Below are 10,649 nucleotides of genomic sequence, written 5' to 3'. Positions count from 1 at the left end.
GCCGAGGGCAATGCCAGCGGCGACAACGCCCCCAAGATGATGAGCATCGGCATGCACTGCCGACTGCTGGGCCGTCCCGGCCGGATTACAGCGCTGCAGCGCTTCCTCGACCACATCCAGAAGCACGACAACGTGTGGGTGTGCCGCCGTATTGATTTGGCTCGTCACTGGGCCGAGCGTTTCCCCTGCACTGAAGCAGTCTCGGCCTGACCGTACGATCCGAGAACCCCAGGAGATTGAGGAAGGCGAGCTGGGCACTCGATTTTTCGAGGCATCATCGCAGCCCGTTGCAACTAGTGCGGCCCTGCATCCCTGCCCTGTGGGCAGGGGTAGCCTCTGCGGAGGCTTGCCAAGTGCGCCAAGTGCTGTCTCTGCTTTACCGTTGATCGGTCCATGCTGACCAAAAGTGCTGGGTGTTGTCACCATCCCTTGCGAGGAATCGAACGAACCCGGTAAGCCTCGATGCACACCAAGCAATGCGAATGCATCTGCTTACAGCCCGCATCCAGAGCGCGTGCGCTCGGGAATTGATAGCTGCCTTTGATTCCCGAAGCCAGTCGCGGGATACTTCAGGCTTCGAAAACTCACCGAGAACAACAACTATGCAAGGCCATCCCGAAGTCGTCGACTACCTCAAGGACCTGCTTCGCGGCGAGCTCGCGGCGCGCGACCAGTATTTCGCCCACTCGCGCATCTATGAAGACCAGGGGTTCGCCAAGCTCTTCACGCGCCTGGACCACGAGATGCAGGAAGAAACCCAGCACGCCGACGCACTGCTGCGCCGCATTCTGATGCTGGGCGGCCGCCCCGACATGCGCCCCAAGGAATTCACGCCCGGTGAGACCGTTCCCGAGATGTTGCGCAAGGACCTGGACACCGAATACGAAGTCCGTGCCGGCCTGCAGCAAGGCGTGGCGCTGTGCGAGCAGCACCGCGACTATGTGAGCCGCGACATCCTGCTGGCCCAGTTGCACGATACCGAGGAAGACCACGCCTACTGGCTGGAAAAGCAGCTGGGACTGATCGACAAGATCGGACTGCAGAACTATCTGCAAAGCCAGACCTGAGCCCTGCAACGCAGCGCGGAAAAATACCGAGGCCGTCCTTGATAGACGGCCTTTTTCATGGGCTCGAGACGAATTCAGAAACCCTAGTCATCACCAATGACGGCAAAGCGGCCTTCTGCCGGATTGTCGATCTTGCAAGGCTCGCCCGATCCCATCTTCTGAAACGAGGTTCCACCGAAATTCACGCCCTTGTGGCATCCCATTGACTCGTTGACAAACGACAAGTCAGAGCCCCCGGGCGACTCGGCCATCACCGGATGTCATACGGGACTGCCGCTCTTCGTCTCCAACCAGGCACAAGCTGCGGCTGCCAGCAGGACCTGGCGAAGCAGATGCACATGTCGGACAGGCCCCTGCACCCGGGCCTGCCCTGCACGCCGCATCCTCAGCGGATTGCCGTTGCGGGCGTGACCTGTACCTTCATGCTGCGCACAATGGCCGCCAGCACCACGCCATAGGCGGGAACAAACAGCAGCAGACTCACACCCAGCTTGATGACATAGTCGACCATGGCGATTTCCACCCAGTTGGCCGCCATGAAGGCATCGGAGCTATGCCAGAAGGCGATCGAGAAAAAGGCTGCCGTGTCCAGCACCTGGCCGAACACCGACGCGGCCGCCGGAGCCAGCCACCAGGAATGGCTTTTCTGGCGGATGCGGTCGAAGACCTGAATATCCAGCAACTGGCCCAGCACATAGGCGGCAAAACTGGCCAGTGCAATGCGGAACACAAAGCCGTTGAAGCTTTGCAGCGCTTCCCAGCCATTGAAGCGGCCCTCGTGGAACAGCACGCCCACCACATAGGACACCACCAGCGCGGGGAGCATGGCACGCATGATGACGCGTCGCGCCGCAGTCTTGCCGATCAGGCGCACGGTCAGATCGGTGGCCAGAAAGATGAACGGAAAGCTGAAGGCGCCCCAGGTGCTGTGAAAGCCCAGCAGCGTGATGGGCAGTTGCACCAAGTAGTTGCTGGCGATGACCAGCGCGATATGGAGCGCGACGAGAACGGAGAGGTAAAACGGCACGCGCGACGCTTGCGTCTGCACGGCATGAGCGGATGTCATGACAGTCCTTTTTGGTCGATGGGGGCGAGGGAACCCATGGTTGCGAAGAGTGCGCCAGCGCGGCGCAACCGTGAATTTTATGCTGTACGGAATTATCTCTGCCTCCCCCGGCCCGCTTATCCGCCCGGACACATGGCGGATATAAGAAAAAGCATAGCTTGTAGCGCCTGCCAATCCATGTTTTCAGTAGTGAATCAGCCTGCTTTCAATGAATGACAGACGCTAGCTGCTATCTTTTTTGCTTCATTCAAAGCGCGAGATGCGCCTCCTGACGGGACTCATGGCGCGTGGCACGCAACCCTGCCCACTGCAGATCGGCCAGGACCAGCACCACGACGGCCTGCGCCGCCACCCAGGCCAGACCCCAGGCACTGAGCGCCAGGCCGGAGCCAAACACCAGGACCGCGCAGCCCAGCGCCCAGCCCAGATTGCCAAGAGCCACCAGACCGATCAGCGTGCGCGGCAGGGGCTGGCGACGCGCCATCCAGGCAGCGGCCGATGCATAGGCCAGCAAGAAAAGACCTGTTGCCGTCAGCAGGAAAGGCGGCAGCCCCGTCAGATCGGCCAGCGGCCGCTGCAAGGCCAGTTGCAGCGCGCCCGTGGCGGCGCAGGAGGCCGCATCGGCCCACATCACAAGACGCAGAAATCGGGGAGAAGCAAAGAGGGACATGGAAGACTCCTGTTCTGAGAGCAAGTTCTTGCGGCCGGCCCTGTGCCGGCTGCTGGGGCCCATGATTGCCATCCGCTCGCACAGCGTCGATAACCTCGCAGGTCATGGCCTGCTGTCCGGCCTGCCACTACGATGCGGGCATGAACTCCAGCACCGCCCCCTCTTCTTTTCATGCCGCTCATATGCCGCCCGGCGCACGCGCGCCATTCGGCGAGCACCTGCGCCACTGGCGCCAGCACCGCCGGCTGAGCCAGCAGGGGCTGGCGCTGGAGGCCGAGATATCGACGCGTCACCTGAGCTATGTGGAAACAGGCCGTGCACAGCCCAGCCGCGAGATGGTGTTGCGGCTGGCCGAGCGCCTGTCGGTGCCGCTGCGCGAGCGCAATGCATTGCTGGTGGCTGCGGGCTTTGCCCCCATGTACCAGGCCCGTCCCCTGGACCACCCCGATCTGGCGGCCGCACGCCAGGCCGTGGAGCTGGTACTCAAGGGCCACGAGCCCAGCCCGGCCCTGGCCGTGGATAGACACTGGAACCTGGTGGCGGCCAATGCCGTCGTGCCGCTGCTGCTGGACGGCGTGGCGCCCTGGCTGCTGGAGCCACCCGTGAATGTGCTGCGCCTGAGCCTGCACCCCGAGGGACTGGGCCCACGCCTGGCCAACTCCGCGCAGTGGCGTGCCCATTTGCTGCACCGCCTGCAGCAGCAGATCGCCGCCACGGCAGACAGCGAGCTGCAGGCACTGCATGACGAAATCGCAGCCTATCCGTTCGCCGAGGACAAGGACTCCCCTCTGCCCAGCCCCATCGCCGTGCCCTTCGAATTGCACACCCATCTGGGCACACTGAGCTTCATCAGCACCATCACCATCTTCGGCACGCCCGTGGACGTGACGCTGCAGGAGCTGGCCGTCGAATCCTTCTTCCCGGCAGATGCCGAGACACAGCGGGCGCTGCAACGGCTGCGCCAAGCTTCCGCATCCTGAAGCTTACAGAGCCCTGCCAGCGTAGATGGCCACCCCCTTGACCACTTCCACGCCCCCCTCAATCTGTTCGAAGTTCTGCAGAGATAGGCATCAGCTTCGCTATGGCATGCACACCCTCTCTCACTGACCTGCCACGCACGGCGAACGATGCCGGTCTCACAACTACCACCCCATAGCGGTATTGACCGCCTGCTCGGTACCAAGCAAGTGCTGCTCCATCAATGCGACTAGAGCGTCTGCATCGCGGCGCAATGCCGCATCGAGCAAGGCCTGGTGCTCGGCCTGGACATTGCGCGCAACCAACGGCCCATGTAGTCGTATCTTGCGATAGCGCTCCGAGTGATCGACCAGTTGGTTCCAGAACTGCAGCAGCCATTCGGAGCCGCAGGCGCCCACCAGCGCCTCATGAAAGCGCCGGTGCTGCGACTCCCACTCGGAAGACATCGCTGCGGAGCCGCCGAGATCAGGCAGCGGCACATGCGCCAGCATGTGGAGCGACGCTATCACCTCGGCCTCCCATCGGGCATCGCCACGTCGAATGGACTCGACCAGGCACAGGCGCTCGATGTCGCGGCGGGTCTTCATCAGGTCTGCGAACTCCTGCGATGAAATCCCCCGCACCCGGGCACCGCGGTTTGACTCCGCCAACACCAGCCCTTCAGTACCCAGACGCACGAGCGCCTCGCGGATAGGCGTCAGCCCCAGGCCAAACCGCTCATCTAGGTCTGCAGCCCTCAGGCGCTGCCCAGGTGCCAACTCCCCGCGAAGAATCTCCGTTCTCAGGCGCTGGTAGGCGCGCTCCGTCCTTGAGCCGGCGTCGCTTTTTTCATCTGCTACTGCATTTTCTTGCATAGATGTACGAGAGCTTGTCCTTATATTAGATTTCATTAAACACCTTAAATTTCATGAAATTAAAAATATTTCATGAAATATGAATCTCCATTATCCAGCCCCACCCAAGACACAGCAGAACACGATGCTCCCACTGCTGTCGCACGTATTCATGGCGTCGCTCACCGCCGGCCTGGCCTTGATTCCCTGCGCGCCCAGTATGGCTCAAAGCAGCTCCACGATTTACGGAGTCGTCGATCTCGGCTTTGTCCGCGAGAGTGGCGGCCCGAATGGCGCCAGCGCCAACAGGCTGACCAGCGGCGTCGCCTCGGGCTCCCGGCTGGGTTTCAGAGGCAATGAAGACCTGGGAGGCGGGCTGTCGGCGTTCTATGCGCTTGAAATGGGCCTGCTCGCCGATACAGGCGGCTTGGCCCAGGGCGGCCTGGCATTCGGCCGCCAAGCCACAGTCGGCATCCATGGCAACTTCGGCTCCATCGCGCTGGGTCGCCAGTACACGCCCGTGGCGTTGATCCAGACCGAGACCGACCCATTCGTCACGGGCCTGGCGGGCGACTCCGCCAACCTCATCAGCGCGGGCGGTGCGAGCGGCAACAACCGCATGGACAACACGCTGCGCTATTCCTACAAGGCATCCAGCGGCCTGATGGCCGACGCGGTCTATGGGTTTGGCGAAGTCGCTGGCGACTCCAGTGCCAAGCGGCAGTACGGAGGCGCCCTCGGCTATGTGGCAGGCCCTGCCTATGCCAAGCTGGGCTACCACAGCGTCAACGATGCGACCGGCAAGGCCGGCCGGCTGACCTTTCTCGGCGCGACCTATGACTTCGGATTCGCCATGGCCCACTTCAACTATGTGGTGAACAAGGGCTCGGCCGTCTTCGGCATCGTGAACCAGGATTCACGCGACATGCTGCTCGGCATCAGCGTGCCCTATGGGCTGGGCAAATTCATGGCCTCGTACATCCGCAAGGACGACCGCACGATCGCCAATTTCGACGCCAGCCAATGGGCCGTCGGCTACATGTACTTTCTGTCGAAGCGCACCACGCTCTACACCTCGATCGCACGGATAGACAACAACGCATCCGCAACGTCAAAAACAGGCTTCTACCGCGTGGGCAACGCCACGGAGCAGGGTCTGGGCTCCCGCGCCTTCAACTTCGGAATCCGGCACGCCTTCTAGGCCAGCTTCGTACCCCGGCATTGCAACCACCATAGGAACACCCACCATGAACCACCATCGCCGGCGCGCCCTCATCGCGGCCGCATGCACCACGGCCCTCGGCCTTCTGTCTGGCACCGCGCCATCGCACGCGGCCGACCTCTACCCGCACAAGCCCATCACCCTGGTGGTTGCCTATCCCGCAGGCGGCGACACCGACGTACTGGCCCGCCTGATCGGAGAAAAGCTGGGCACCCGACTGGGCCAGCCGGTGATCGTCGAGAACCGCACCGGCGCGGCTGGCACCATCGGCACCGCCTATGTCTCGAAGGCAGTCCCCGACGGCTATACCCTGCTGCTGGCGCCGAACACCATCACGATCACGCCCCACGTGCTCAAGGGCGTGGCGGGCGCCCAGGTCGACCCGGTGCGCGACCTCACCGCCATCTCGCAGTTGGGTAGCCAGTCGCTGTTCGTCGTGGCCACGGCAGCTTCGGGCGTGTCCTCCGTGAAGGAGCTGCTTGCCAGCGTGAAGGCCGGCAAGATCACCTCGTATGCCAGCCCCGGCAACGGCTCGCCCATGCACATCCTGGGCGAGCTGTTCGACAAGGCCACCGGCGTGAAGATCACCCAGGTTCCCTACCGCGGCAGCGTTCCCGCCGTGGCAGACCTCGTGGGCGGCCAACTGCCCATGATGTACACCACCCTGGGGCCGGTGGCCCAGTACATCAAGGCGGGCAAGCTGGTGCCGCTTGCGGTCGCGGACGCGAAGCGCTCGCCCTTCCTGCCCCAGGTGCCCACGCTCGCCGAGCTGGGCTATGCGGGCGCCGAGGTCGGCGCCTGGCAGGCACTGATGGGCCCCAAGGGCATGCCGCCGGATCTGGTCAGGCTGCTCAACCAGCACTGCGATGCGATCCTCAAGATGCCCGATGTGAGAGCGCGCATGGAGACGATTGCCCTGGCGCCCGTTGGCGGCGATGCAGCCGTGCTGGGCCAGGTGGTGCAGAACGACTACCAGCGCTACCGGCAGATCGTCAAGGAGTTCGGCATCCAGGCCAACTGAGGAACACCATGACAACACTTGTTACAGGCGCTGGCGTGATCGGCTGCCACACGGCCCGTCTGCTGGCGCAGCGCGGAGAATCCGTGCTCCTGGCCGACGTGGCTCCGGCCATCGCGGCCATCGCCACCATCGTCGACGATCCCCGGGTCCGCATCGAAGTCGCCGACGTCACGGATTTCGCCCGGCTGACCCGGCTTGTCGAAAGCCACGGCGTACGCCGTATCGTCCACACAGCGGCCCTGCTATCCACCGCCATCCGCCAGGACCCGGTCAAGGGCGTGGAAGTCAATGTCATGGGCACGGCTCACCTGCTCGAAATCGCCCGGCTGCACCGGCTGGAGAGAGTCGTCATCGCCAGCTCCACGACCGTCGGCTACCCCGTGTTCGGCGACTTCCAGGGCCACAGCCTGCCGGAGGACTTCAGCCTGAAATCGATCCGCCATCGCCCGGGCTCCATCTATGCGGCCACCAAGGTGGCGGCGGAACATCTGGCGCTGCTGTACCGCGACCTGTACGGCGTGAATACGGTATCGCTGCGCTATGCCGCAGTGATCAGTGCCTGGAGCGGCCCCGGCACATCGGTGCCGGCGCGCGTGCTCTCATCGCTGGCCGGGCCCGCCGCCCGGGGCGAGGTCTCCGTCATCGACGACCCCTACCTCGTCTGGCAGGGAGGGGAGGAATTCATCGACGCGCGCGACTGCGCGCATGCCAACGTCGCTGCCCTGGATGCCGAAGATCCGGCGCAGGGCATCTACCACATCGGCCTGGGCCGGCTGCACGGCTTCGAGGACTTCGTGGCCGGCGTGCGCCGCTGCCACCCCGCCTTGCGGGTGGACATGCGGGTCGCGCCGCAAGGCGGCTTTGCCGGCTTTGCACATGTGCGCCGTGCCGCGTCGGACATCTCCGCTGCGGCGCGCGAGCTGGCATGGCAGCCCACCCATGCGCTCGCCGACTCCATCGAACACTTCGCCCCCTTCTGTATCGCCAATGAAAATTGAATCCATGCAGGCTCAGCACCTTGCGGGCAACGGACGTCCGACCGATGCACAGTGGCTGCTGGCAGACCCCGATCACCAGATGCCATTGCCCTTTCCCCAGGCCGAGGCCTACGCGCGCCAGGTCATGGCCCTGGCCCGGGAGCTGCCGACTGACGGACTCGACGTGCGCCTTGGCGTCCCCTACGGCCGGCATCCGCTGCACCGCTACGACGTTTTCGGTCCGAAAAATGCCCAGGACGCACCAGTTCTGGTCTTCTGGCATGGCGGTGGCTGGACCAACGGCTACCGCGGCTACGTCAGCTTCATGGCACCGCTGGTGGCGAAGCTGGGCTGCATCCTGATTGCTCCCTCCTACCGGCTTGCGCCACGGGACAGGCTTCCTGCGGCCTACGAAGACGGGCTTGCAGCGCTGCGCCATGTGTTCGACAACGCACCGTCCTTCGGCGGCTGCGCCCATCGCCTGCATCTCGCGGGGCACTCCGCCGGCGGCCATCTGGCGGCCCTGATCGCCCTGCGGCAGACCGATGCCCGCAAGGCAGGCATACCGGCCGAAGTCGTCCGCGCCTGCCTGCCCATCAGCGGCATCATGGACCTGCACCATCCGGCCCCTGAAACCGGCAGCCTGGAGCAGCGTGTCTACACCATGGTCCTGCGCAAGCCCGACGACGATGCGGCCATGAGCCCCGTCCACTGGAGCGCGACCAGCACCGTGCCCATGCACCTGAGCTACGGTGAACACGACAGCGAGCGTGTGCAGCGCACCAACCAGGAGCTTGCGCACAGGCTGTCGCAGGTCGGCGCTCCGTGCTCGCTCTCCATCGAAGCGGGACAGGACCACTTTTCCACCCATACCGCCTTGAGCACACCCCAGGCCTCCTGGTACCAGCGCCTGGCAAGCATCCTGGAGGCATCTGCACCATGAAGCACATAGTCGATATCGGCCTGCCTTCCATCGGCCAGCCCTTCTCCTGGGCAGTGAAAGCCGGTGGCCTGCTGTTCACCACGCACGGCCCGGTGCGCAGCGACGGCACGCTCGACACCGGCCCCATCGAGCAGCAGGCCCGCCTGACGCTGGAAAACGTCCGCCGGGCCGTCGCGGCGGCCGGGGGCCGGATGAGCGATGTGGCCCAGGTGCTGATCTACATGACGGACGAGCGGGACATGCCTGCCATCGACCGCGTCTACCGCGAATTCTTCGAAGCACCCTACCCCAACCGCTCCAGCGTCGCCGTGCGAGGCCTGGTTGCGCCAGGCATGCGCGTGGAAATGGTGGTCTATGCGGCCATCGCCCCCTGAGCCCGCCAACGCCTGGCGCAAGCGCCGCGACAACACCCTCCACCAGGAAACACCGCCATGCCATCTGCAAGCAACGCCTCCTCAACCACTGCCAGAACAGACCAGCGACTGACATCCCTGGATGCCGCGCTGGCGCCGCACTCCGATGCGTCGCTGCTGGCCATCGGAGATGCCATACCGGCATACGCCGGCACCGACTGGCGTGGCAAGCGCGGCGCCGCTCCGCTTGCCGTACTGCGCCCGCGCACGCCGGAGCACCTTGCGGCAGCCATGCGGGCCACGCATGCGCTGGGGCTGCCGATCGCCGTGCAAGGCGGAATGACCGGCCTCGTGGATGGAGCATTGGCCCGGCCCGGAGAGATCATCCTGTCGCTGGACAGGCTGAATGCCATCGAGGAAATCGATGCAGCCAGCCAGACCATGACCGTCCAGGCCGGCGTGAAGCTGCAGGAGGCCCAGGAAGCTGCGGCCGCTCGCGGCCTGCTGTTTCCCATCGACATCGGCAGCAAGGGCTCCTGCCACGTCGGAGGCATCGCCGCGACGAATGCGGGAGGCAACCGGGTCCTGCGCTACGGCATGGCACGCCAATCCATCATCGGCCTGGAAGCCGTGCTTGCGGATGGGCAGGTCATCAGCCATCTTGGCAAGGCACTCAAGGACAACGCCGGATACGACCTCAAGCACCTGTTCATCGGCAGCGAGGGAACGCTGGGCGTCATCACGCGGCTGGTGTTCGCTCTGCAGCCTCTGCCTACCACTCGCCAGACTGCCCTCGTCAGCGTCCAGAGCTTCGAGCAGATGGTGGAGCTGCTCAACCACTGCAGAAGGCGGCTGGGCGCGCGCCTAACAAGTTTCGAAGCGATGTGGCGCGACTTCTACGACATGGTGACGACGGAACTGCGCGTGGGAGGAACACCATTTGCTGAGCCTGGCGGCAATCTGGTGCTCATCGAAGCCATGGGCCAGGATGCCGAAGCCGACGAACAATTGTTCATGGAGGCACTGGGTGAATTCCTTGAGTTGGCCGCTGGCTCGGACGCGGTGCTCGCCCGCTCGCAGCAAGATGCCCAGCGCCTCTGGAGCATCCGGGAGTCCTCTGGAGAAGCTGCGGCGGCAGTGGCACCGTTTGCTGGCTTCGACATCAGCCTGCCAATCACCGCGATGCCTGCATGGCTCGAAGACGTCCACTCGCAACTGCGCGCGCACGGCCTGCACTGCACGCAGACCTATGGGCATCTCGGCGATGGAAACCTGCACCTGGTCGTCGGCTATCCCGCGGACCAGCCGCAGATGAAACAGGAGATCGAAGACCTGGTGCATCGATCCGCAGGGCGGCTGGGCGGCTCCGTCTCGGGAGAACACGGTATCGGCATCTCGAAGAAGCCATACCTGGCCATCAGCCGGAGCCCCCAGGAAATCGAGTTGATGCGCGCACTCAAGCGCGCTCTTGACCCCGCCGGGCGGCTGAATGCTGGCCGCATCTTCGATCTGGAATGAA

The 10,649-nt window shown here is 64.3% G+C and carries 11 protein-coding genes and 2 pseudogenes; 9 read left to right on the top strand and 4 right to left on the bottom strand.

From position 1 onward, the window contains the following. Together JAO85_RS21555 and bfr are read left to right on the top strand one after the other, a co-directional pair. Positions 1 to 210: pseudogene (locus JAO85_RS21555) on the top strand (allantoinase); the annotation flags it as partial. 392 nt (positions 211 to 602) lie between these two features. After that, a complete protein-coding gene (gene bfr / locus JAO85_RS21550; protein ID WP_003063542.1) occupies positions 603 to 1,067 on the top strand; it encodes a bacterioferritin in 465 nt (154 codons plus the stop codon). 385 nt (positions 1,068 to 1,452) lie between these two features. Here bfr and JAO85_RS21545 read toward each other — a convergent pair whose 3' ends face one another. Beyond that, the gene (locus JAO85_RS21545) at positions 1,453 to 2,133 is read right to left on the bottom strand and encodes a 7-cyano-7-deazaguanine/7-aminomethyl-7-deazaguanine transporter (protein WP_202788997.1); all 681 of its coding nucleotides are present in this window, start codon (positions 2,131 to 2,133) and stop codon (positions 1,453 to 1,455) included. A gap of 247 nt (positions 2,134 to 2,380) precedes the next feature. Then, complete coding sequence (locus tag JAO85_RS21540; RefSeq protein ID WP_039050671.1) at positions 2,381 to 2,803, bottom strand: hypothetical protein; 423 nt, start codon at positions 2,801 to 2,803, stop codon at positions 2,381 to 2,383. A 140-nt stretch (positions 2,804 to 2,943) separates the two neighbouring features. Here JAO85_RS21540 and JAO85_RS21535 point away from each other — a divergent pair, with 140 nt between their 5' ends. After that, a complete protein-coding gene (locus JAO85_RS21535) occupies positions 2,944 to 3,783 on the top strand; it encodes a helix-turn-helix domain-containing protein (protein WP_052263675.1) in 840 nt (279 codons plus the stop codon). A gap of 162 nt (positions 3,784 to 3,945) precedes the next feature. On the opposite strand, the gene JAO85_RS25680 is transcribed toward JAO85_RS21535, so the two are convergent. Next, the gene (locus JAO85_RS25680; protein WP_012839244.1) at positions 3,946 to 4,368 is read right to left on the bottom strand and encodes an FCD domain-containing protein; all 423 of its coding nucleotides are present in this window, start codon (positions 4,366 to 4,368) and stop codon (positions 3,946 to 3,948) included. 45 nt (positions 4,369 to 4,413) lie between these two features. After that, positions 4,414 to 4,635: pseudogene (locus JAO85_RS25825) on the bottom strand (GntR family transcriptional regulator); the annotation flags it as partial. A gap of 124 nt (positions 4,636 to 4,759) precedes the next feature. Here JAO85_RS25825 and JAO85_RS21525 point away from each other — a divergent pair. The 6 genes from JAO85_RS21525 to JAO85_RS21500 are packed head-to-tail and all read left to right on the top strand — an operon-like array spanning position 4,760 to position 10,648. Beyond that, positions 4,760 to 5,815, top strand: coding sequence for a porin (locus JAO85_RS21525; RefSeq protein WP_237734946.1), 1,056 nt, complete (start codon positions 4,760 to 4,762; stop codon positions 5,813 to 5,815). A 46-nt stretch (positions 5,816 to 5,861) separates the two neighbouring features. Further along, positions 5,862 to 6,857 carry a tripartite tricarboxylate transporter substrate binding protein gene (locus JAO85_RS21520; protein ID WP_202788996.1) on the top strand — a complete coding sequence of 332 codons (996 nt, stop codon included), beginning with the start codon at positions 5,862 to 5,864 and terminating at the stop codon, positions 6,855 to 6,857. A gap of 8 nt (positions 6,858 to 6,865) precedes the next feature. Then, positions 6,866 to 7,855 carry an NAD(P)-dependent oxidoreductase gene (locus JAO85_RS21515; RefSeq protein ID WP_202788995.1) on the top strand — a complete coding sequence of 330 codons (990 nt, stop codon included), beginning with the start codon at positions 6,866 to 6,868 and terminating at the stop codon, positions 7,853 to 7,855. Further along, the gene (locus JAO85_RS21510; RefSeq protein WP_202788994.1) at positions 7,845 to 8,777 is read left to right on the top strand and encodes an alpha/beta hydrolase; all 933 of its coding nucleotides are present in this window, start codon (positions 7,845 to 7,847) and stop codon (positions 8,775 to 8,777) included. Before JAO85_RS21515 ends, JAO85_RS21510 begins: the two co-directional genes overlap by 11 nt. Continuing rightward, a complete protein-coding gene (locus tag JAO85_RS21505; protein WP_012839249.1) occupies positions 8,774 to 9,151 on the top strand; it encodes a RidA family protein in 378 nt (125 codons plus the stop codon). Before JAO85_RS21510 ends, JAO85_RS21505 begins: the two co-directional genes overlap by 4 nt. 57 nt (positions 9,152 to 9,208) lie before the next feature. Next, positions 9,209 to 10,648 carry an FAD-binding oxidoreductase gene (locus JAO85_RS21500; protein WP_202788993.1) on the top strand — a complete coding sequence of 480 codons (1,440 nt, stop codon included), beginning with the start codon at positions 9,209 to 9,211 and terminating at the stop codon, positions 10,646 to 10,648. The last annotated feature ends 1 nt before the right edge of the window (position 10,649 follow it).

Origin of the sequence: Comamonas sp. NyZ500 (genome assembly GCF_016772095.1) — a bacterium.
GTDB lineage: Bacteria > Pseudomonadota > Gammaproteobacteria > Burkholderiales > Burkholderiaceae_C > Comamonas > Comamonas thiooxydans.
The sequence above is the reverse complement of the archived record's forward strand: the minus strand, read 5'-3'. Positions and strand labels throughout refer to the sequence as shown.